Source organism: Dactylosporangium sp. CS-047395, assembly GCF_050942185.1.
Lineage (GTDB): Bacteria > Actinomycetota > Actinomycetes > Mycobacteriales > Micromonosporaceae > Dactylosporangium.
The window spans coordinates 8125236-8145176 of the sequence record NZ_CP192015.1 but is presented as its reverse complement, the minus strand read 5'-3'; the positions used below and the strand labels follow the sequence as shown (position 1 = coordinate 8145176).

The 19941-nt window shown below is 73.5% G+C and carries 22 protein-coding genes; 5 read left to right on the top strand and 17 right to left on the bottom strand.

Annotated elements, in window-relative coordinates; all coding sequences use genetic code 11:
* Positions 1-394 precede the first annotated feature (394 nt).
* Positions 395-1486, top strand: a complete 1092-nt coding sequence (locus ACQP00_RS38315; protein WP_433205730.1) for a hypothetical protein — start codon at positions 395-397, stop codon at positions 1484-1486.
* Here ACQP00_RS38315 and ACQP00_RS38310 read toward each other — a convergent pair.
* Positions 1477-1833: a hypothetical protein gene (locus ACQP00_RS38310; RefSeq protein ID WP_433205727.1), complete on the bottom strand. Its 357-nt coding sequence runs from the start codon at positions 1831-1833 to the stop codon at positions 1477-1479. The genes ACQP00_RS38315 and ACQP00_RS38310 overlap by 10 nt on opposite strands.
* A gap of 17 nt (positions 1834-1850) precedes the next feature.
* Here ACQP00_RS38310 and ACQP00_RS38305 point away from each other — a divergent pair, with 17 nt between their 5' ends.
* The 3 genes from ACQP00_RS38305 to ACQP00_RS38295 all read left to right on the top strand — a co-directional run bounded on the left by ACQP00_RS38305 (position 1851) and on the right by ACQP00_RS38295 (position 4900).
* Positions 1851-2345, top strand: a complete 495-nt coding sequence (locus tag ACQP00_RS38305) for a hypothetical protein (RefSeq protein ID WP_433205724.1) — start codon at positions 1851-1853, stop codon at positions 2343-2345.
* 106 nt (positions 2346-2451) lie between these two features.
* The gene (locus tag ACQP00_RS38300; RefSeq protein ID WP_433205721.1) at positions 2452-4017 is read left to right on the top strand and encodes a discoidin domain-containing protein; all 1566 of its coding nucleotides are present in this window, start codon (positions 2452-2454) and stop codon (positions 4015-4017) included.
* Between the two features lie 109 nt (positions 4018-4126).
* The gene (locus tag ACQP00_RS38295; protein ID WP_433205718.1) at positions 4127-4900 is read left to right on the top strand and encodes a hypothetical protein; all 774 of its coding nucleotides are present in this window, start codon (positions 4127-4129) and stop codon (positions 4898-4900) included.
* Here ACQP00_RS38295 and ACQP00_RS38290 read toward each other — a convergent pair.
* The 3 genes from ACQP00_RS38290 to ACQP00_RS38280 form a co-directional block, all read right to left on the bottom strand.
* The gene (locus tag ACQP00_RS38290; protein WP_433205715.1) at positions 4821-5651 is read right to left on the bottom strand and encodes a helix-turn-helix domain-containing protein; all 831 of its coding nucleotides are present in this window, start codon (positions 5649-5651) and stop codon (positions 4821-4823) included. The two genes, ACQP00_RS38295 and ACQP00_RS38290, sit on opposite strands and share 80 nt — an antisense overlap.
* Before the next feature lie 156 nt (positions 5652-5807).
* Positions 5808-6908 carry a hypothetical protein gene (locus ACQP00_RS38285; protein ID WP_433205712.1) on the bottom strand — a complete coding sequence of 367 codons (1101 nt, stop codon included), beginning with the start codon at positions 6906-6908 and terminating at the stop codon, positions 5808-5810.
* Positions 6909-6929: 21 nt separating this feature from the next.
* On the bottom strand, positions 6930-7232 hold the full coding sequence (locus tag ACQP00_RS38280) for a hypothetical protein (protein WP_433205709.1): 303 nt from the start codon (positions 7230-7232) through the stop codon (positions 6930-6932).
* 200 nt (positions 7233-7432) lie between these two features.
* Here ACQP00_RS38280 and ACQP00_RS38275 point away from each other — a divergent pair, with 200 nt between their 5' ends.
* Positions 7433-7630, top strand: coding sequence for a hypothetical protein (locus tag ACQP00_RS38275; RefSeq protein ID WP_433205706.1), 198 nt, complete (start codon positions 7433-7435; stop codon positions 7628-7630).
* A gap of 9 nt (positions 7631-7639) precedes the next feature.
* Here ACQP00_RS38275 and ACQP00_RS38270 read toward each other — a convergent pair whose 3' ends face one another.
* Genes ACQP00_RS38270 through ACQP00_RS38210 form a run of 13 tightly spaced genes read right to left on the bottom strand, consistent with a single transcriptional unit; the run spans position 7640 to position 19939 of the window.
* A complete protein-coding gene (locus tag ACQP00_RS38270; protein ID WP_433205703.1) occupies positions 7640-8422 on the bottom strand; it encodes a FadR/GntR family transcriptional regulator in 783 nt (260 codons plus the stop codon).
* Positions 8423-8462: 40 nt separating this feature from the next.
* Positions 8463-9437 carry a hypothetical protein gene (locus ACQP00_RS38265; RefSeq protein ID WP_433205700.1) on the bottom strand — a complete coding sequence of 325 codons (975 nt, stop codon included), beginning with the start codon at positions 9435-9437 and terminating at the stop codon, positions 8463-8465.
* Positions 9434-10543, bottom strand: coding sequence for an acyl-CoA dehydrogenase family protein (locus tag ACQP00_RS38260; RefSeq protein WP_433205697.1), 1110 nt, complete (start codon positions 10541-10543; stop codon positions 9434-9436). The genes ACQP00_RS38265 and ACQP00_RS38260 overlap by 4 nt, the downstream gene beginning before the upstream one ends.
* Complete coding sequence (locus tag ACQP00_RS38255) at positions 10543-11322, bottom strand: FAS1-like dehydratase domain-containing protein (RefSeq protein WP_433205694.1); 780 nt, start codon at positions 11320-11322, stop codon at positions 10543-10545. The genes ACQP00_RS38260 and ACQP00_RS38255 overlap by 1 nt, the downstream gene beginning before the upstream one ends.
* Entirely contained in the window at positions 11315-11734 is a 420-nt protein-coding gene (locus ACQP00_RS38250; protein ID WP_433205691.1) for a Zn-ribbon domain-containing OB-fold protein, read from the bottom strand. The genes ACQP00_RS38255 and ACQP00_RS38250 overlap by 8 nt, the downstream gene beginning before the upstream one ends.
* Positions 11731-12921 carry a thiolase C-terminal domain-containing protein gene (locus ACQP00_RS38245; RefSeq protein ID WP_433205688.1) on the bottom strand — a complete coding sequence of 397 codons (1191 nt, stop codon included), beginning with the start codon at positions 12919-12921 and terminating at the stop codon, positions 11731-11733. Before ACQP00_RS38245 ends, ACQP00_RS38250 begins: the two co-directional genes overlap by 4 nt.
* Positions 12921-13817, bottom strand: coding sequence for an SDR family NAD(P)-dependent oxidoreductase (locus tag ACQP00_RS38240; RefSeq protein ID WP_433205685.1), 897 nt, complete (start codon positions 13815-13817; stop codon positions 12921-12923). Before ACQP00_RS38240 ends, ACQP00_RS38245 begins: the two co-directional genes overlap by 1 nt.
* Complete coding sequence (locus ACQP00_RS38235; RefSeq protein ID WP_433205682.1) at positions 13814-14998, bottom strand: acetyl-CoA acetyltransferase; 1185 nt, start codon at positions 14996-14998, stop codon at positions 13814-13816. The genes ACQP00_RS38240 and ACQP00_RS38235 overlap by 4 nt, the downstream gene beginning before the upstream one ends.
* A complete protein-coding gene (locus tag ACQP00_RS38230) occupies positions 14991-16328 on the bottom strand; it encodes an OB-fold domain-containing protein (protein ID WP_433205679.1) in 1338 nt (445 codons plus the stop codon). The genes ACQP00_RS38235 and ACQP00_RS38230 overlap by 8 nt, the downstream gene beginning before the upstream one ends.
* On the bottom strand, positions 16325-17494 hold the full coding sequence (locus ACQP00_RS38225) for a CaiB/BaiF CoA transferase family protein (protein ID WP_433205676.1): 1170 nt from the start codon (positions 17492-17494) through the stop codon (positions 16325-16327). Before ACQP00_RS38225 ends, ACQP00_RS38230 begins: the two co-directional genes overlap by 4 nt.
* Positions 17491-18285, bottom strand: coding sequence for an enoyl-CoA hydratase-related protein (locus ACQP00_RS38220; RefSeq protein ID WP_433205673.1), 795 nt, complete (start codon positions 18283-18285; stop codon positions 17491-17493). The genes ACQP00_RS38225 and ACQP00_RS38220 overlap by 4 nt, the downstream gene beginning before the upstream one ends.
* Positions 18285-19076, bottom strand: a complete 792-nt coding sequence (locus tag ACQP00_RS38215) for an enoyl-CoA hydratase/isomerase family protein (protein ID WP_433205670.1) — start codon at positions 19074-19076, stop codon at positions 18285-18287. The genes ACQP00_RS38220 and ACQP00_RS38215 overlap by 1 nt, the downstream gene beginning before the upstream one ends.
* Complete coding sequence (locus tag ACQP00_RS38210) at positions 19073-19939, bottom strand: MaoC/PaaZ C-terminal domain-containing protein (RefSeq protein WP_433205667.1); 867 nt, start codon at positions 19937-19939, stop codon at positions 19073-19075. Before ACQP00_RS38210 ends, ACQP00_RS38215 begins: the two co-directional genes overlap by 4 nt.
* Positions 19940-19941 lie beyond the last annotated feature (2 nt).

The following is a 19941-nucleotide window of genomic DNA, read 5'->3' as shown; positions in this document are numbered from 1 at the left end:
ACACCCTGAGCAGCACCGACGGCGCGAAGAGTCGCTCCGGCGGGGCGGTCAGGTTGACGACGCGGTGAACCGCGAGGGCGCCGCCGACCGCCATCTCCCACGGCGTGTCGATCAAGGTGGCCGCCGCGGCCGCGCAGGGTCACAATTCAGGTCATCACGGCCGCGCGGCGACCTGTACGTACCGATACGCGCCCCCCCACGGACGCCAATCCGACCTGAAGGCCCTGTCCTGTTGGTCATGCCGGCCTGCGACGGGCCCAGATTCCGCCTGCGCACCCCCCGCGAAGGCCGGGTTACAACCCCGGTAACCAGGCCTCCACGGGGCGCACGCAGACGAAATCTGGACTCCGTCTCGGCTCGACATGACCAACAGGACAGGGCCTAGGCTGGCGCGATGGCCGGCACCGAGGATCAGCTGTTCGACGACGACTACTGGGCGACCCGCGAAGCCGGGGGCGTCCGCGCCTGGCTGAACGAGGTGACCGCGCTGCCCTGGGCGGAGCCGTTCACCCTGGCCGAGGCGGCCGAGCGGTGCGGCTGGCGGCGGCCCAGCGGCAAGTACGCCGAGCGGTCCCCGCGCAGCTGGTGGCCGAACGTCCAGGCCGACGACCCGGCCCAGGTCACGCGGCTCGAGATCGACCTGTACTTCTGGTACCCCGCCGACCACCGCGAGGACGCCCCGCCGATGTGGCTGCGCCAGGACGTCTACCGCCGGATCCGGGACGCGGTCGCGGCGCATCTCGGCGGGCCGCCCGACACCGAGCTGGTCGCCCTGCCCAGCTGGGAGGGCAGCTACTGGCACCGCGAGGGGCACCTGATCAGCGTCACGTGGGACCGCAACGGCGCCTCGCTGGGCTGCTGGCGCCGCGGCCCGGGCAAGCGGATGCGGCCGAACACGCCCACGCCGCCGCCGGCCGGCTGGGACGAGCTCGCCGACCGGCTCGTCGCGTGGCTGCCGGAGCTGCTGCGGCGGGTTCCGTTCAACCTGACCGACGGCGAGCGCGGCGCGTACTTCCAGCACTGGAACGAGCGCGAGCAGCTCAGTGAGGCCTGGGGCGACGGCCGCATCCTGGCCCGCGAGACGTACGCGAAGGACAGCGAGCCGGCCCGCCGCGCCGCCGTGACCGCGATCCTCGGCGCGCTGGAGGCGGCGGGCGTCGAGCTGGAGCGGCTGCGGTACCGCTACGTGGTCCCCGACACGCCCGCCCTGGCGATCGGCGTCCCCGCCCTCGGCCTGCAGTGGGAGCCGGCGCCGGAGTCGCTGTGGCTGACCCGCGGGACGGGGGAGCCGCTGCCCTACGAGCTCGCGGCGCCCGGCGCGTCGACCTCGTACGTGCTGTTCTCGGCCGAGCGCGGCTACAGCGAACCGACGGCCGTCGGCGGCTGGCGCGAGCTGCGGATCACCGGCCCCGGGCAGGAGCTCGTCGAGGTGGACGAGCTCACCGCCCGCCGGGTCGCGCTCGTGCTCGGCGTGGCTCAGTTGTAGAAGGCGGTGCAGCCGTAGTGGAGGGCCTCGCCGTCGACGATGACCGGGTGGCCCGGCGGCAGCGGCGGGCCGGTCAGCGCCGGGAGGTCGATCGCGTCGAGGTCCAGGGTCCGGTAGTCCGGGTCGTCCGCGGCGATCTCCTCGTCGGGCAGCGTGGCCAGCAGGTCGATGGTCCGCCGGTCCGGGTCGTGCACCTCCAGGGTGCAGGCCACGGTCCAGCGCGGGTCGACGTCCAGGCCGGTCAGGACCCGGATCAGGGCGTCGCGGTCGGCCAGCACGTAGCAGTCGGTGAGGGCGTCCGAGTTGTTGGCCATCGCCGTGTGCCGCAGCAGGTAGAAGCTGTGCATGCCGGTACCGTAGCCCGGTGAGCCACCCCCTGAGCGTCCTGCGCGCGGCGGTCCACCTGGAGACGCCGGACGACGTGCCGGAGGCCGAGCGGCAGTTGCGCGCCGCGTTGCCGGACCCGGACAGCGCGGTGCTCCTGGCCGGCCTGCTCCTGCGCCAGCACCGCACCACCCTCGAGCTGTCGCCGCTCTACGACGGCCTGGGTGCGCCGGGGACGGGGCGGGAGGCGTGGCTGCGGTCGCTGTGGGCGCGCCGCGCCGAGGCCTTGCGCTTGTACCGCCAGGTGCTCGCGGCCGACCCGACGCACCCGGCCGCGGCGACGGGACTGGCGCTCGCGCTGCTGGACCCGCCCTCGACCGTCGACTTCGTGTACTACCCGGACGGCGATCTTCAGGAAGACGACTTCGACGAGGAGCCGGCGCCCGACGAGGCGGCGGCGCACCTGCGGCGTGTCCTGGCCGCCGACCCCGGCAACACGGTGGCGGCCGCCCTGCTGGAGCGCTGCGCCGGCTGACTTTTGTTCATTGTGGAGAGCGCTCTCCCCCTTGACGCGCTTTCGTGCGGATCGTGAGACTCGGCGGCGGAGAGAGCGCTCTCCGAATCCCTTCCGAGGAGATGTCATGACACTGTCCGCCAGCCGTGTCGCGACCGCCGCCGGGCTGCTCGTCGTGCTCGCGACCTGGGTCGCGGTCGCCGTGCCGAGCGCCGGCGCGGCCACCGACACCGTGCTGTCCCTGAACAAACCGGCCACCGCGTCGTCGAACGAGAGCGCCGGCCTGCCGCCCGGCAACGCCGTGGACGGCAACACCGGCACCCGCTGGGCCAGCGCGTTCGGCGCCACCGCCTGGTTCCAGGTCGATCTCGGCTCGGACCGGACCGTGAACCGCGTCGCCATCACCTGGGAGAACGCCTACGCCAAGGCCTTCACCGTCTCGCTGTCGACCAACGGCACCACGTGGACCACCGCGTACCAGACGACCACCGGCACCGGCGGCCAGCAGAGCCTCGCCGTCGCCGGCACCGCCCGGTACGTGAAGCTCGACCTGACCACCCGCGCCCTGCCCGCGTACGGCTACTCGATGTGGGAGTTCCAGGTCTACGGCCCGGCCGCCCCGAGCACGGCCACGGCGGTCAACAACGTCGCGGTGGTGAACGACGCGACCCACAGGCCGATCCTGGGCCTCAGCCCGCTCGTCGAGGGCGACGTCATCGACCTGACCAGGCTGGCCAACCGCAACCTGAGCCTGCAGGCCACCCTCGCCGCCGGCACGTCGGCGGGCAGCGTGGCGTTCACCCTGACCGGCGCCAAGGGCACGTCGTACGCGCGCACCGAGAACACCGCGCCGTACTTCCTGTGCAACGACTACGTCGACTGCCCGCTGCTCGCCGCCGCCGACACCTACACCCTGACCGTCCAGCCGTACGCGGCGGCGAACGCTGCCGGCAGTACCATCGGCGCGCCTTTGACCTTGCATTTCACCGTCTCGGCGACGGCCGTGACGCAGCCCGCGCTGAGCGTCCTGTTCGTGGGCAACAGCCTCATCGGCACCCCGACCACCGCCACGGGCGAGGACACCCCAGCCGTGGTGCGGCACCTGGCCACGTCGGCCGGCCGCGCGCTGACCGTCACCGAGGTCATCCACTTCGGCAACACCCTGCAGCAGACCTGGAACGGCGGCGAGGTCGCGACGGCGCTGAGCGGCACGACCAAGTACGACTACATCGTGCTGCAGGAGTACAGCACCCTGGTCGCGACCAGTCCCTCCGCGGCCAGGTCGGCCCTCCTCGACACGTACGCGCCGGCCCTGAACCGCTCCCTGAAGCCGAGCGGCAAGGTGGTGCTGTTCAAGAACTGGGCCCTGGTCGACCCGTCCCCCTTCCCGTCCCGCGCCGCGAACGTCACGGCGATCGACACCAACTACGCGGCCCTGTCGACGAGCTTCGCGACCCCGAACCTCCTCGCCCCGATCAGCGAGACGTTCGAGACGGAGATCGCCGCCCACGGCACGTCGTACCTGATCGTCGCCGACGGCAAGCACCCGAACGACGCCGCGATCTACATGGACGCGGTCACGCTGTACGGCATCCTGTTCCGCTCCACGCCCCGCGCCGCCGCCAACCTCTTCGCCGCCGCCACCACGGCCACCGAACTCAAGAACACCGCCGCCGCCGCGATCGGCTACTGACCGCCGCGGGCCGCGAAGCTTGCCGGTCCGTGCACGCCCCTGCTCCCGGCGTGCACGGACCGGTTCGCGCGGGCCGCCGAAGCCGGGCGCCGGGGCGAGCATCAAGAGCATGAAGCAGCAGCGGTACGTCGTGCCGGCCAGTCCCGCACGCCGCTGGCGGGCGCTGGGGCGGCGGCTCACGCCGGTGCTGCTGGTCGCGGCGGCGGTGCTCAGCTTCGCGGCGAGCGACGGAGGCAGTCCGGCGCTCGTCGGCGCGGTGGTGGTGCTGTTCGGCGGCGCCGCGGTGTACGTCGGGCGCCGCGGCCGCCCGCTGCCCGAGCTCGTGATCGAGACGGCCGGCGTGCGGATCGGGCGGGCCGCGGTGCCGTGGGGGTCGATCCGGCGGCTGGTGCTCGGCGGGGGTACCGACATCGGGCTCTGCCTGCGCGACGGCGTGCCCCTGCCGCGGGGCGTCGCCGGTGTCGTCTACGACCGCGCGCGGCCCGGCGATCCGCACGTCGTCGGGCACTTCGACCCCGGCCGGATCGCGGGGCCGCGGCTGCTGGAGGCGCTGAGCACGTTCGCCCCGGTCGCCGTCGACGTGGTGAGCGAGTCGGTGGTGCGGGCGCCCGCGCCCCCGATGGGTGCGGCGGGCGAGGCGGAGGCCACGGCGCTGGTGACGGCGGTGCGGATGCGCGGGCCGGCCCGCCTTCGCCGCCGGTACCGTCCGTTCCCCGTCGTCTGCTTCGACGTCCCCGGCGACCGGCGGGTGCTCACCGAGACCTCGGCGCCGGGCGAGGGCGTTCCCGGCGAGCTGGTGACCGTCAGCTACGACCCGGCGAACCCCCTTCGGGCCCGGGTGCACGGCCCGGTTCCGCAGGCGCGGCGGCTCTGGGCTCGCTGAGGACGATCTCCCGGTACTGCGCCGGCGTCACCCCGAACGCGGCCTTGAACGCGCGGCTGAAGTGCGCCGCGTTCGGCAGCCCCCAGCGCGCGGCGATCGCCCCGACCGTCAGCCCCCGCAGGCCCGGGTCGAGCAGGTCGGACCGGCAGCGCTCCAGGCGGCGCCGGCGCACCCACCCGGCGACCGTGGCACCCTGGGACTGGAAGAGCTTGTGGAGGTACCGCAGCGAAACATGATGCGCGGCCGCGATCGCCGGCGGGTCGAGGTCGCGCTCGCCGAGATGGGTGTCGACGAACGCGTAGACGTCGGCGAGCAACGCCCCCGCGGCGCCGCCGACCACGCTCGCGTCGCCGCCGGTAAGCTCGGCCCGCAGCGTCATCGCCACCAGATCGACCAGCGCCGCCCCGAGCCGAGCACCGTCGCCGTGCAGATCGTCGAGGTGCCGCGGCAACTGGCGGGCCATCGTCGACAGCAGCGCACCGACCCCGTGATCGCCCGCCAGCCGCGTCCCGAGCAACGCGGCCGCGGTGCCCGCCCCGAGCGGCAGCATCCGCCGCGGAAACAGCACGGTGATGTGCCGGGATCCGTCGTGCCGGTAGCACGCGGGGAGGGCCGGGTCGACGAACCCGATGTCGCCGGGCCCCAGCAGCGCCCGCCGCCCCAGCTGTTCCAGGATGACGTGACCGTCGACGAGCACGTCGATCTCGTACAGCTCACGGTCGTCGGGCCGCATCAGCCGCACCAGGCGCATCGGCCGATAACAGACCCCCGCCGGGCACCGGACCTCGGCAACCACCACGGCCCCGGCGCGCCCCGCGCCCACAAGCTCCCAAACGCTGCGGCGATCCACGGTGCAGTCCACCCCCGACGGCGGCTCCACCTCATCCTACGCCCGCCCTGGAAGCGTTCAGCCCGCGGCGGCCCGGGGTGGGTCGTCCGGTGCGGGGCGCTCGAGGGTCAGCGCCAACTGCCGGTACGTGCGCCGGGTGCGCTTGACCGCGGTCAGCAGCCCGCGCCGCTCCACGTCGGCCGCCGCGGTCTCGCCGTGCTGCTCCAGCTCGCGGATGAGGTCCTGCCAGACGGCGTGGCAGGCCTCGAGCCGCCCGTGGCCGTCCAGGTGATCGCGCAGGGCGCGCAGCTCCTTCACCCGGGTCGCCGGCGTCAGGCCGACATGCGACAGCGCACAGCGCCAGACCTCACAGACCGCCTGCCGTCCGTCGGCGGCGTCATGCACCGCACGCAGCAGCGCCCGGCGCCCGTCCTCGAACCAATCCTTCCAGTGGGGAACCAGCCGCTGCGCGAAGCTCAGGTTGAGCAGGGCGACCAGGGCGAGGTCCGAACCCATCCCGCTCCGGCGCCGATGCGCATCGACGCCGAGCACCGAACCGGCCACGAATGCGGCGAAGTCGCTGGCGCTGTCGATCGCGACCCGTTCGATCGGGTCGGTCGCCGTGAACGTCGCCGGCACCCGCTGCACACGAACCCCGCCCGGGGTGGCTGTCCGGTCCGCGAGCGCGACCAGGCGGTCGAGGACGCCGGCCTTGTCCCACCGATGCTCGGGCAGGTCGAGCGCGCGGATCTCCTCGGCCAGTTTCCGGGCCTCGTCGTGCTGCCGCGCGGCCACCGAGATCAGCGCCTGCTGGATGTGGACCCCGCAGTGGTCGGTCCCGATCGTCGCGAGCACGGCTTCCGGCAGTCGCCCCAGCGCGGCGAGGCTCCCGCGCGCGCCCGGCCAGTCTCCGGAGAGCACCTGGAGGTCGGCCCGGGCGCTCAGCAGCAGCGCGGCGAGCGCCGGCTCGGCCGCCAGGTCGTCACCGAGGTCCCGCTCCAGTTCGCCGAGCCGATGCACGCCGTGCTCCCAGCCGCCGGCGCCGCAGGTGCGGGCCACCTCGACGGCCTCCCGGCGCAGCCCCTGCAGGGCGACGGCCCGCGAGACCGCCGCGCCGAGGTCGGCCGTGACCTCGGCGCCCGCGGCATCGGCGCGTGGCCGCCGGCCCTCCAGCCACAATCGCCAGAGCCGGCCCAGGTCCTATTCGATCGCCGGATCGTCATAGCCGAGGGCGTAGATGAGGCACTGAACCTTCTCCCAGGTCGTGGGAATCGTGCCGCCGTTGAGGAGCGCATGGATCGAGGACTTGCCCATCGCGATCGGCCCGCCGCTGTGCGACGGACGAGCATGCCGGCCGCGGGGGGATCTGCAGTCCCGCTGGATCTGGTCCATGCGCTTTTCCAGCACCCGCGTGGACGGGCTGTTCGCGTCGAGGTAGAGCCGCTTGATCTTCCCCACGAGCTCCACGCCGGGCGGTTGTTCGCCGGCATGCTTCGATGCCACCCGCCCCCTCCTCCGGTCCGATGCGCGAGTGTTCGACGAACTGACTCAACGAGGCGGACCGGCTCCCCGGCGACAAATGTCGTGTCCAAAACTGTCCCGTTTTTCAGCGCTGTCCGCATTTGTCCGGCGGGGTGTTTTCTCGCCGGCCGGCTCGTTGACGCTGGCGACGTTATCCAGGCAAACGACGAAGGGCGGCCGAAGTGGCAGACCGGCGGCGTAAGAAATCAGACCGGCGCGACGGGACGGGAAATGCGCGCGGCCTCGATCTGCACATCAATGCGTGGACCGCCGCGGTGCTGATCGTCGCCTTGGTGCTGGTGGCGGCGGTGATCCTGGTGCCCTCGCCGGAGCCGCTCGCGCGGCTGCTCCGGCTGTTCGAGGGTCTTCGATCGTGGTGATGCCCCGGGTCAGTCGTCGCCGTAGTCGCCGAAGGTTCCGTCGAAGGCGGCCTGCAGGGTGCCCGGGTCGCGCAGCCAGCGTTCGCGCGGGACGATCGGCTGGTCGAGGCGGTTGTGCCGCTGCATCATGTCCTCGAAGCTCTCCAGGTGTTTGAGCATCGCCCGGCCCGCGCGGGGTTCGTCGCCGGCGGCGATGAACTTGGCGATCGCCGCGTGTGCGCCGTTGGCCTCCGAGACGTCGTCCGAGGAGATGTCCTCGACGTCCAGGTGCAGGCGCAGCAGGTCGTACGGGACGACCAGCAGGACGCGCATCAGCTCGTTGCCCGCGCACTCGGCGACCAGCTGGTGGAAGGCGATCTCGTTCGCGTAGCCGGCGTGGGGGTCGTGGCCGGCCAGTTGGAGCAGCCGCTCGCGCTGGGCGTCCGAGGCGTTCGCGGCGGCCAGGGAGGCGGCCTGGGGCTCGACCGCCTTGCGGAAGACGAACAGGTCGCGCAAGGGGGCCTCGGATAGGGTGAGGAACGGGGCCAGGGAGCGGCTGAGGCCGGACAGGTCGGGTCGGCGTACCGTCACGCCGCCCTGGGGGCCGCGCTTGATGGCGATCAGGCCCTCGGCCTCCAGCAGGCGCAGGGCCTCGCGGATGGTGGCGCGGCCGAGGCCGGTGTCGTTGATCAGCTGGGCCTCGGAGGGCAGGGGGCTGCCGGGGGTGAGGCCGTGGCCGAGGATCTGGGCCCGGAGCTGGGCGGCGACCATCACCGACGCCTTCGGGGGGCGGCGGTCCCGGTCGAGCCGCACCGCGGGGTCCGGCCCCGTGCGCGGGGCCGGACGGCGGGGCTCAGCGGGAGCGGCGGCTGAAGAAAAGGGCACTTCCGAAGCTCCGGCTCTGGACAACGTGAGTCTCTCCCCGATACGTGATGGTGCCGGTCGTCTGCCCCGGTCCGTAGAAGCCTGCGAACGCCGCATCCGGATCCGGGTCGATGAAGTAGTTCCGCATCATAAGTCGGTGCGGTGATCTGACGACTTCCAGCTCTGCCTGGCCACCGTCGCCCTCGGCCCGAAGGCGGAACCGCATCGGGTGATCGATGTCCTCGAACCCGGGCAGCTTCGCCGTCTCCAGGATATCGACCTCGACGTCGCCGAAGTCGACCAGTTCCTTGCCGTCGACGGTGAAGGTGAGGGTCTGCAGCTGGATCGAGCCGTCGTCGCGCCACACCTTGTAGAACAGCGGCACGCTCAGGCCGCCGGCGGACGCGGCCGGGATGCTCTCCCAGAGGCCGCGGGCGATGCCGGGGACCCAGAAGCGGCCGCGGCGGCGCTCGAGGTACCCGCGGCCGGTGACGTCCTTGGTCGCGCCGGCCCGGCTGACCGCGCCGATGACCTCGAACTGGGGCACGTAGTGCCAGGTGATGCCGCGCAGGTGGGGGATGGCGGTGAAGGCCGGCATGTTCGCCGTCATCGACAGCGTCAGCGACACGGGTTCGCCGTTGTGCTCGCCCTCGACGTGGATCTCATAGTTGGGATAGGTGCCGCGGATGTACTGCGAGCCGAACGTCACGTCCACCCCCTCGCGGGCCGCCTTCAGCGTGCCGAGGGGCAGGTGGATGTCGGTGAGGTCGACGACCTCGTCGCCGGTGTACAGGGTGGCGATCCAGGCCTCGTCCAGCGAGCCGAGCGCCGGCCAGAAGTAGAACGACCAGTCGGTGCCGTCGCTGTCGACCAGGTCGGCGTGGGCGCACCACCACTGCATCTTGGGGCTGAAGTACTGGCCCTCGATGGCCGGGGTGAGCTCGGCGGGCGTGAGTGTGGTCACGGGGTTCCTTTCGAGATGAGGGGTTCCGGAGTGCGCAGGGGTGAGCCGAAGCCGGCCAGCCGCAGGAACTGCTCGCGGTGGTGCCGCGCGTCGCCGAACAGCAGGCTCGACGAGCGGGCCCGGCGCAGGTGCAGGTGGGCCTCGTGCTCCCAGGTGAAGCCCATGCCGCCGTGCACGTGCAGCGCGGCGTCGGCGATGAACAGGTACGCCTCGCCGGCCAGGGCCTTGGCCGCGCTGACCGCCATCGCCGCGCGCGGGTCGCCGGCCTGCACCGCCCAGACCGCGAACAGCGTGGCCGAGCGGGCCAGTTCCAGTTCGGCGAGCATGTCGGCGCACAGGTGCTTGATCGCCTGGAACGAGCCGATCGGCTTGCCGAACTGGTGGCGCTGTTTCGCGTACGCCACGGCCGCGCTCAGGCACGCCCGCGCCCCGCCGATCATCTCGGCCGCGAGCAGCGTGCGCATGACCGCGGTGGCGCGATCGAGGGCCTCCCGCGCGGCCGTACCGGTGGCGAGGACCGTGGCCGGGGCGTCGCGCAGTTCCAGGGTCGCGTACCGCGCGGTCAGGTCGAGGCTCGTCACGGGCGACCAGGTCACGTCGGCGGCGTCGACCGCGGCCAGCGCGAGCTCCCCGTCCAGGCGGCAACTGACCACCACCACGTCGGCCGACGGCCCGAACGGCACGAGCACCTTGGTCCCGTTGAGCGGCTGGCCCGTCACCCCGCCGGCGTCGTCGGCCCAGCCGTGCCCCGCCTCCCACAGCGCCGTCGTGGCGACCCGCTCGCCGCTCGCGACCCATGGGAGCAGGTCCGACGAGAGACAGCTCAGCAGCGTGCCGGTCAGCCCGGTCGAGGCGAGATAGGGCGAGCCGAGCACCCGCGCGCCCATCTCCTCGGCCACGATGGCCAGCTCCTCGAGGCCGAAGCCCTGGCCGCCGTACTGCTCTGAGATGTGCAGCCCGTGCAGGCCCAACGAGCCCATCCGCCGCCACAGCTCGCCGGCGTCGAAGCCGTCCTCCCGGGTCGCGGCGAGCGCGGCGTGCTTGTCCAGGAATGCGGCGACCGTCTCCCGCCAGGCCTCCTGGTCCTCGGAGTACGCGAAGTCCATCAGGAACCCTCCGATCCACGGGGAACCGCCTGCACCCGCACCACCTGCGAGCCGTCGGGCGCGAGCAGCGAAAGCTCGACACCGCCATCCGCAAGATCCAAAACCCTTCGCCGGTACGGCACGTCAGGCCACGTGATCCCGCCGAACCGGATCGAAACGCGGCCGGCGGCGACCGGACCGAGAAGCGCGACGGCCTCGGCGGCCAGGATCCCGCCGGGCAGCAGCCCCATCGCGAACACGCTCGGATATCCGAGTCCCGCCGCATAGGGCTCGTCGTGATGGACGGGATTGAAGTCCCCGGCGGCCCCCGCATAGCGAACGATGTCGGTCCGGGAGAGCCGCAGCCCATCCGAGTTGTCCGAAATGTCCGCGCGCACCGAAGCGCCGGCCGACGCCGCAGGCTCGATCAGCGTCGCCTCGCAGCGCTGCACCACAGAGCCAGAAGCGTCCCGCCAGGTGGTGACACCGCGAGCGAGGACCATGGTGCCGCCCCGCCGCCCGGTCCGCGAGGTGCGCGAGAGCAGCTCGACGGTCCCCTGCAACACCTGGCCGAGGCGCACGTCAGCCAGGAACGTCCAGGCCATCTCGCCCAGCAACACCCGCCGCTGATCGAGCCCGGCGGCCGCGATGATGTACTCGTTCGGCGACCGCCCCGAGAACGCGGCGACGACGGAGTACGTCGGCGGCACCACGGCGGGGTCGGCCCGCAGCGCGTGCGCCAGCTCCCGCACCTTCACGCCGTCGACGACCAGCTCCAGCACGGCCAGGGCCTCACCCATCGCCGCCCCCGACCGGAGCGAAGACCGGCAGCAGCCACGAACCGGACCGCCGCCACGCCACCTCGACCGCCATCCCGACCCGGACGTCCACGGTGTCCACGACGTTGGACATCATCCGGAACCCCTCGGCCAGGTCGATCCAGGCCACGCAGTACGGCACCCGATCCACGAACCGCGGATCCCGGCTGGCCCGCACGATGGAGTACGTGTACACCGTCCCCCGCCCGGCCGAGTCGTGCCACGTCAGCGCGGCGGACAGGCAGGACGGGCAGTGCCGGCGCGGGAAGAAGACCACGTGCCCGCAGTCGTCGCAGGTCTGGTACGTCAGCCGCCGCTCAAGAGCCGCCAGCCAGAACGGCTCGGTGTCCCGGTCGATCGGCGCGGGCACCAGCCCGTCGGCGAAGTCGCTCATCCCCGCTCCTTCCCGAGCACCACGGTGCCGCCCGCGTGCCGGCTGGCGAGCATCCCGCCGTTGCCGTGCGCGACGGCCAGCGAGGCGCCGGGGACCTGGGCGGTGGACTCGCCGCGCAGCTGCCGTACGGCCTCGATGAGCAGGAAGATCCCGCGCATGCCGGGATGGTTGGAGAACAGCCCGCCGCCGTCGGTGTTGAGCGCGGGCCCGCCCGGCCGGTCGAAGCGCAGCCGCCCGCCCTCGACGTAGGCACCGCCCTCGCCCTTGGCGCAGAACCCGAGGTCCTCCAGGACGGTCAGCACCGTGACGGTGAACGAGTCGTAGATCATCGCGATGTCCACATCGGACGGTGTGACCCCGGCCTCGGCGAAGGCGGCCGGGCCGGACTGGGCGGCCGCGGTCCGCGTCAGGTCGCCGTCATTCGTCGTGTACCGCACTGCCTCACCCGTCCCGAGCACCCACACGGGCGGCCTGCGGGTGCCGGCCGCCACGTGGTCGGCGGCCAGCACGATCGCGCCGGCCCCGTCGGAGACCATGCAGCACTCGAACTTGTGCAGCGGGTCGGCCACGACGGGGGAGGCGAGCACGTCGGCCACGGTGAGCTCGCCGGTGCCGGCGAACTTGAGCGCCTTCATGGCGGCCACCGCGTCCGGGTTGCGCACGGCGTGGGCCCGGGTGGCGACCGCGATCTCGGCGAGTTGCGCCTCGGTGGTGCCGTACTGGTGCATGTGCCGCATGGCGACCATCGCGTAGTTGGCGATGAGGGTGGTGCCCCACGGCGCCTCCATGTTCTCGGCCGCGTTCTCGCCGCCGTACGAGGGCGGGGCCCCGGTGCCGATCCGCTTGGCCGCGCTGCGGTTGACCGCGCCGTAGGTCAGCAGGGCCACGTCGCACTTGCCGGCCAGGATCGCGTTGCGGGCGTGGGCGACGTGGAACTCGAACGACGCCCCGCCGACCATGGTGGTGTCGATCACGTACGGCCGCAGCCCGAGGTACTCCGCCATCGCCAGCCGGCTGGACAGCCCGCCGTCGAGCGCGTCGAACAGCGCGTCCACATCGGACGGTCCGAGCCCGGCGTCGCGCAGTGCCCCGCGGGCGGCGATCGCCTGCAGCTGCATCGCGCTGTGGTTCGGGCAGAGCCGCTCGGGATGCTCGTAGATGCCGACAATGGCGGCGGCGCGGGCCATCAGCTCGCCTGCGCGTCGAAGAGGCCGCGGCGCTCGATCGCCGGGCGGAAGGTCTGCTCGATGACCGTGGCGGCACTGTCGGCCGTCCAGGGCGCGGTCCCGACGATCTCCCGGCTGACCTCGAAGCCGGAGTAGAGCACCAGGCGGTACCCGCGGAACCCGACGGTCTGCCCGTTGAGCCAGGCGCGGTCCGGCCGGGCCAGATACACCAGTCCCGGTGCCACGTTCGCCGGGTCCATCTCGTCGTCGACGCGCAGGCCGAGCTGGCCCGCGCGATCGGCCGGTACCGTCGACGTCATCCGCGTCGTGGCGCTGGGCCAGACCGCGACCGAGGTCACCCCGTAGCGCTTCAGGGCGTTGGCGCAGGACAGCGTCAGGCCGAGGACGCCCATCTTGGCCGCCGCGTAGTTCGGCTGGCCGGGCGCGCCGAACATGCCCGCCCCGGAGACGATGTTGATGAGCCGGTAGTCGCCGCCCCGGTTGGCCCGCCACCAGCGGGAGGCGTGGTGGGCGGTGTTGTAGGCGCCCTTGAGGTGGACCCGGATGACCGCGTCCCACTCGTCCTCGCCCAGGTTGAAGATCATCTTGTCGCGGACGATGCCGGCCGCGTTGATGAGCACGTCGAGCCGGCCGAACGCGCCGACGGCGGTGTCGATGATGCCCTTGGCCTGCTCGAAGTCGCCGACGTCGGCGAACGCGGCGGTGGCCGTGCCGCCGGCCGCGCGGATGCGCTCGACGGTGCGGGTGGCGGCGGCCTCGTCGCGGGTGGTGCCGGCCAGGTCGGCCCCGAGGTCGGCCACCACGACGGCGAACCCGTCCGCGGCCAGGGCGGTCGCCACCTCGGCCCCGATCCCGTTGCCGGCGCCGGTGACGACCGCGACACGTTGTGCACTCACGAGAGTTCGCTCCCCACGATGCCGATGAACGAGACGCACTTGCCCGGCCGCCCGCCCAGGTTGTGGGTCAACCCGAGCCTGGGTTTGGCCAGTTGCCGCGGCCCGGCCTCGCCGCGCAGCTGCAGCCAGCACTCGAAGAGCATCCGCAGCCCGCTCGCGCCGACCGGGTGCCCGAACGCCTTGAGCCCGCCGTCGACGTTGACCGGCAGCCGGCCGTCGCGGTCGAAGGCCCCGTCGAGCACGTCCCGCCAGCCCTCGCCGCGGGCCGAGAAGCCGAGGTCCTCCATGAGCACCAGCTCGGTCGGGGTGAAGCAGTCGTGCACCTCGGCCAGCGAGATCTGGGCCCGCGGGTCGGTGACGCCGGCCTGCCGGTAGGCGTCCTCGGCGCAGCGCACCACCTCCGGGAACGAGGTGAACGAGACCTGGTCGTCCAGGGCGGCGTCGCCCCGGCCGCTGGCCACCGCGAGGGCCTTCACGTAGAGCGGGTCCGCGGTGTACCTGTGCGCGTCCTCGGCCCGCACGATGAGCGCGGCCGCGGCGCCGTCGGCCACGCCGGAGCAGTCGAACACCCCGAGGCTCCCGGCCACCAGCGGCGCCCGGTCCACCGTCTCGGCGGTGACCGGGGTGCGGAACTGGGCCCGCGGGTTGAGCGCCCCGTTGGCGTGGTTCTTCACCGCGATGTGGGTGAGCACCTTGCGCATGGTGGCGTCGTCGAGCCCGTACGCGGCGGCGTAGGCCGGGGCCAGGTAGGAGAACGCGGCCGGGGCGCTGGTCTCCACGGCCGAGCCGTCGTCGGGCGGGTCGCGGCGGACCAGCCCGGAGTAGCCGGAGTCCTTGAGCTTCTCCACGCCGATCGCCATCACGGTGTCGTAGGCGCCGGAGGCCACCGCGTAGCAGGCGTTGCGCAGCGCCTCCGAGCCGGTCGCGCACAGGTTCTCGACCCGGGTCACCGGCCGGTAGTCGGTCTTGAGCGCGGTGGACAGGGTGAGCCCGGCGTAGCCGGAGTCCATCGTGCCGAGCCAGTACGCGTCCACATCGGACGGTTGCACCCCGGCGCTGTCGAGACAGCCGGTGGCCGCCTCGACGAGCAGGTCGCCGGTGGAACGGTCCCACAGCTCGCCGAAGCGGGTGCAGCCCATCCCGACGATCGCGACCTTGTCCCGGATCCCGCGGCTAGTCATCCTGTGTGGCCTTCCAGGCGTAGTTGTGGACCCCGCCGCTGGAGTGCCGGCGGCGGAAGACCATCCGGACCCGGCCGCCGACCCGCAGCCGTTCGACGTCGGCGTCGGCGAGCTCCATCTCCAGGCGCCCGCCGCCGTCGAAGTCGACGACCGCGGCGACCACGGGCGGGTTGAGGCTGAACGCGAGCCGGTCGACGCTGAACGTGGTGATCGTTCCGCCGGCGTCGGCGAGCGGCTCCGGCTTGCCCCGGTCGACGGCCGCGCACCGCACGCAGACCCGCTGGGGCGGGGCCTGCACGGCGCCGCACGCGCCGCACCGGGACGCCTGCAGGGCGAACTTCCAGCCGCGGTTGCGGGCGCTGGCCGGGGCGCTGGCGACGGCCGGGTCGGGGCGGCGGGGGCCGGCCCGGTCGAGCAGGCCGCGCCAGCGCAGGTAGTCGAGGTACCGCACCGGGCGGGCGGCCGCGAGCTGCTCGGCCACGGCCGGCGCGGCCCGCCCGGCGTCGAGCCGGTCGGTGCCGCGCAGGACCACGGCGTCGCACCCGTCGGCCAGGCTGACCAGCAGGATCGTCTCGCCCGGCCGGGCCCTGTCCAGGACCGCGGCGAGGCGCAGCAGCGGGTCGGCGGCGCCCGCGTGCCCGACGCCGGGCAGCTCGGCGACCGCCCCGAACTTCGCGAGGCGTTTCGCCGCGGCCTTGGCGGTGCGGGCGCCGGGGGAGGAGACGACGACGTGGTCGGCGGCGGTGGTGCGCAGCCGGGCCAGGGTGCGCTCCAGCAGCGGCAGGTAGGCGTCGGCCGCGAACCGCTCCTCCCACTGCGCGGCCGCGACGGCCTCGGGGGCCCGCCAGTGGTCCATCAGCTCCTCGGTCGCCCCGGCGTGCTCCTCGATCGTGGCGGCCGCGGCGTCGTCCGGGCCGAGCAGGAACGCGGCGGCGGCGTCGCCCCGCTCGAACTCGTCGGCCCCGCCCGGCCTGCCGAGCGTGACGTCAGAAGCCAGAATCAGGGCGCCGTCGGTACTGCCGGTGAGCAGCCCCAGCGCCGAGCGGTACGACCCGCCGAGGTCGTAGGCGGCGGTGTGCTCCGGCAGCCCCAGCGCGGCGTGCGCGGCGCTGGCGTTGTTCTTGCCCAGATACGGCGGGGCGGTGCTGGCGAAGGCGAGGCTCGCCGGCTGGAACCCGAGCCGCCGCACGGCCCGGGCCGCCTCGACCGCCATGGTGAGCGGGTCCTCGTCGAACGCGGCCACCCGGCGCGCCCCGCGGCCGGAGCCGGCGTCGGCGGCGTCGAGCCGGTGCCGGGGGAGGTACGCGCCGTACGCGACGATGCCCGTCATGCCACGCCCCAGTCCCGCAGCACCTCGTCGGTGTCCTCGCCCGGCTTCTCGGCCGGCAGCCGGTCGGCGGCGGGCGGGGTCGGGTCCGGCGACGCGGTGGCCCGCCAGGGTGCGCCGGGGGCGGCCATCCGGTGCCCGGCCAGCTCCCAGTCGGCGAAGAAGCCGCGGTGGGCCAGTTGCGGGTGCCCGACGATGGCCGGCACGTCGTTCACGTGGGCGCAGGCGAGGCCGTGCCGGGCCAGCGTGTCGATCAGCTCGGTCTGGTCCCAGCCGTCGAGCACCGGCCGCAGCTCGGCGTTGAGCCGCTCGCGGTGCTCCACCCGCATCGGCGCGGTCCCGAAGTCGGGCCGGGTCTGCAGGTCGGGCCGCTCGATGACGCCGCAGAAGGTGGCCCAGTGCGCCTCGGTGAGGATGGCGATGGCGACCGGGCCGGTGCGGGTCGCGTAGATCTCGTACGGGGCCAGCAGCGGATGCGCGGTGCCCAGCGGCCGCGGCACCTCGCCGGAGATGGCGTGGCTGAACACGTTGAAGGCCATCACGGAGGCGGCCACGTCGAGCATGGCCACGTCGATGTGCCGGCCCCTTCCGTGCTGCTCGCGCTCGCGGACCGCGCAGACGACGGCGAACGCGGCGACCATCGCGGCCATGATGTCGACCACCGGCACGCCGACCTTGGCCAGCCGCTGCGGGCTCTCCCCGGTCACCGACATCAGCCCGCCCTCGGCCTGCACGAGCAGGTCGTAGGCGCGCCGGTCGCGGTACGGGCCGGAGGTGCCGAAGCCGCTGACCGAGCAGTACACGACGGCGGGGTTGTCCTTGCTGACCGCGTCGTAACCCAGGCCGAGGCGGGCGAGCGTGCCGGGGGAGAAGTTCTCCACCACCACGTCGGCCCGTTGCGCGAGGGCGCGGGCCCGGGCCAGGCCGTCCGCGGACTTGAGGTCGATGACGATGGAGCGCTTGTTGCGGTTCACCGACAGGAAGTGCGGGCTGAGCCCCTGCAGGTCGTTGCGGGTCCAGGCGCGCACGTGGTCGCCGAGCCCGGGCTGCTCGACTTTGGCCACGTCGGCGCCCATGTCGGCGAGCATCATCGTGCCGTAGGGGGCGGCCCAGGCGTGCTCGAAGGCGAGCACCTTGAGGCCGGCCAGGGGTCCGGTCGGGGATGTCATGACGGTGACCTCCGGAAGGGCGAGAAGTCGGGTGCGCGTTTCGCGGCGTAGGCGCCGGTGGCCTCGCGCTGCTCGGCCGAGCCGAAGAAGTCGGCGAGGGACTCGACGAGCAGCGGCAGGAAGGCGTCGGAGAGCACGTCGTCGACGTTGACCCCGAGCTTCAGGGCGCGCAGCACGCTCGGGCTCTTCGCGAGGAGGTCGGCGCACATCCGCGCGACCGCCGCGTCCAGCTCGCCGTCCGGCACGACCCGGTTGACCAGCCCGAACTGCAGGGCCTCGGCCGCGGTGTACTGCTCGCACAGGAACAGCACCTCCCGGGCCCGCTTCTCGCCGATGAGGCGGGGCAGCAGCCGGGTGGCGAAGACGGGCGCGCCGCCGACCCGGGCGCCGACCTGGCCGAAGCGGGACGACTCGGTGGCGATCGTCAGGTCGCAGAAGCAGTGCAGCTCGTGCCCGCCGCCGATGCACCAGCCCTCGACGGCGGCGATGACCGGCTTGCCGCACCGGCGCACGGCGGCGAACAGGTCGCGCAGCTTGCCGGCGAGCACGTACCAGCCGGCCCGGTTGAGCGTGGAGACCATGACCTTCTGGTCGCCGCCGACGCAGAACGCCCGCCCGCCCGCGCCGCGCAGCACGACGACACCGATCTCCGGGTCGGCGCCGGCGGCCAGCACCGCGCTCGTGAGCTCGTCGATGGTCTCCAGCCGCAGCGCGTTGAGCGCCTCGGGCCGGTTGATGGTGATGGTGGCGACCCCGCCGGCCGTACCGAAGAGGATGTCGGTGTAGCTCATCAGCGCCCCTCGAACTGTGGTGCCCGGTGCTCGGCGAACGCGGCCCGGCCCTCGGCGAAGTCGCGGGTGCCGAGGCAGACCCGCTGGCCCCAGCTCTCGAACTCGAGCTGCTGGGTGAGGCTGCTCGCGGCGGCCCGCTGCACGGCCCGCTTGGTGAACGACAGCGCGACGGCCGGACCGGCGGCGAGCTGCGCGGCAAACTCGGCGACCGCCTTGTCCAGCTCCGCGTCCGGGGCGACCTCGTCGGCGAGGCCCAGCCGCAGCGCGGTGGCCGGGTCGACGGGGGTGCCGAGCATGAGGATGCGCGCGGCGGCCGGGCGGCCGACGAGCAGCGGCAGGGTGAAGGTCAGCCCGCCGTCGGGCATGAGCCCCCGCCGGACGAACGCCGGCACGAACCGCGCCGACTCGGCCACGACGCGGAAGTCGGCCACGGCGGCCAGGGACATCCCGCCGCCGGCCGCGACCCCGTTGACGGCGGCGATGACCGGCTTGGGCAGCTCCCACACGGCCCGCACGAAGTTGGCGAGGGGCTGCTCGAGGCGGGTGGCGTCGGCCCCGGTGGTCACCTCGTCGATCCGCTGGACCAGGTCGGCCCCGGAGCAGAAGGCGCGGCCGGTGCCGGTCAGGACGACCACCCGTACCGCGGGATCGGCGGTTGCCCTTCGGCACAGCTCGGGCAGCTGCTCGTCGGCCATGGCGGAGGTGAGCGCGTTGAGCTTTTCCGGCCGGTCCAGCCGGATGGTGGCCACGCCGTCGGCGACCGCGTAGTGCAGGTGCTCGTAGCCACTCATGCCGGCACCTTCCCCAGCTCGGCCCGGCCGCCGTCGATGACGACCACGCCGCGCTCCAGGCTGGTGCAGCGGAACGCGACCCCGTCCTCGAGCGGCCACAGTTCGGTGCGGACCGTCTCGCCGGGGAACATCGGGGCGGAGAAGCGCGCCGACAGCCCGCGCAACTCCGGCTCGTAGTCCAGGCAGGCCCGCAGGATCGCGTGCGCGGCGACGCCGAGGGTGCCCAGCCCGTGCAGGATCGGCCGGTCGAAGCCGGCCGCGCGGGCCACCGCCGGGTCGACGTGCAGCGGGTTCAGGTCGCCGCTGAGCCGGTAGATGAGCCCGGCCCGGGGCGAGGTGGCCAGGTCGCAAATCTGCGCCGCCGGCCCGTCGGGCACCCTGGGGCGGGCCTTCACCGGGCCGGCCGGGCCGCCGAAGCCGCCGTCGGCCCGGCAGACCAGGGTGGAGGCGAGGGTGCACAGCGGCTCGCCGGTCCCGGCCCGGGACACCTCGCGCTGCCAGAAGACCAGGGCGCCGCGGTCCGGGCCCTTGTCGACCACGCCGGTGACCCGGGTGTGGCACCGGATCCGGTCGCGGGGCAGCAGCGGCGCGTGCACGGTCAGCTCCTGCTCGCCGTGCACGACGCGGACCCAGTCCACGCCGGTGCGCGGGTCGCGGTACCAGGGACCGGGATGGCCCAGGACGAGCCCCATGGTCGGGAAGACCCGCAGGCCGTCCTCGTAGAGGTAGCGCAGCTGGCGCTCGTCGGCCGGGTCGGTGCCGAGCCCGACGCCGAGGGCGTAGAGGATCGCGTCGCGCTCGTCGTAGGCCTGTTCCAGGACCGGGAAGTCCCAGCCGAGCAGGGTGTCGGGGTCGATGGTCATGC

Excerpts from the sequence above, each read along its gene's own strand:
- ACQP00_RS38315 (WP_433205730.1), top strand. The coding sequence starts at position 395 with ATGGCCGGCACCGAGGATCAGCTGTTCGACGACGACTACTGGGCGACC.
- ACQP00_RS38310 (WP_433205727.1), bottom strand. The coding sequence starts at position 1,833 with ATGCACAGCTTCTACCTGCTGCGGCACACGGCGATGGCCAACAACTCG.
- ACQP00_RS38300 (WP_433205721.1), top strand. The coding sequence starts at position 2,452 with ATGACACTGTCCGCCAGCCGTGTCGCGACCGCCGCCGGGCTGCTCGTC.
- ACQP00_RS38295 (WP_433205718.1), top strand. The coding sequence starts at position 4,127 with ATGAAGCAGCAGCGGTACGTCGTGCCGGCCAGTCCCGCACGCCGCTGG.
- ACQP00_RS38290 (WP_433205715.1), bottom strand. The coding sequence starts at position 5,651 with ATGCGCCTGGTGCGGCTGATGCGGCCCGACGACCGTGAGCTGTACGAG.
- ACQP00_RS38260 (WP_433205697.1), bottom strand. The coding sequence starts at position 10,543 with ATGGACTTCGCGTACTCCGAGGACCAGGAGGCCTGGCGGGAGACGGTC.
- ACQP00_RS38255 (WP_433205694.1), bottom strand. The coding sequence starts at position 11,322 with ATGGGTGAGGCCCTGGCCGTGCTGGAGCTGGTCGTCGACGGCGTGAAG.
- ACQP00_RS38250 (WP_433205691.1), bottom strand. The coding sequence starts at position 11,734 with ATGAGCGACTTCGCCGACGGGCTGGTGCCCGCGCCGATCGACCGGGAC.
- ACQP00_RS38245 (WP_433205688.1), bottom strand. The coding sequence starts at position 12,921 with ATGGCCCGCGCCGCCGCCATTGTCGGCATCTACGAGCATCCCGAGCGG.
- ACQP00_RS38235 (WP_433205682.1), bottom strand. The coding sequence starts at position 14,998 with ATGACTAGCCGCGGGATCCGGGACAAGGTCGCGATCGTCGGGATGGGC.
- ACQP00_RS38230 (WP_433205679.1), bottom strand. The coding sequence starts at position 16,328 with ATGACGGGCATCGTCGCGTACGGCGCGTACCTCCCCCGGCACCGGCTC.
- ACQP00_RS38225 (WP_433205676.1), bottom strand. The coding sequence starts at position 17,494 with ATGACATCCCCGACCGGACCCCTGGCCGGCCTCAAGGTGCTCGCCTTC.
- ACQP00_RS38220 (WP_433205673.1), bottom strand. The coding sequence starts at position 18,285 with ATGAGCTACACCGACATCCTCTTCGGTACGGCCGGCGGGGTCGCCACC.
- ACQP00_RS38215 (WP_433205670.1), bottom strand. The coding sequence starts at position 19,076 with ATGAGTGGCTACGAGCACCTGCACTACGCGGTCGCCGACGGCGTGGCC.
- ACQP00_RS38210 (WP_433205667.1), bottom strand. The coding sequence starts at position 19,939 with ATGACCATCGACCCCGACACCCTGCTCGGCTGGGACTTCCCGGTCCTG.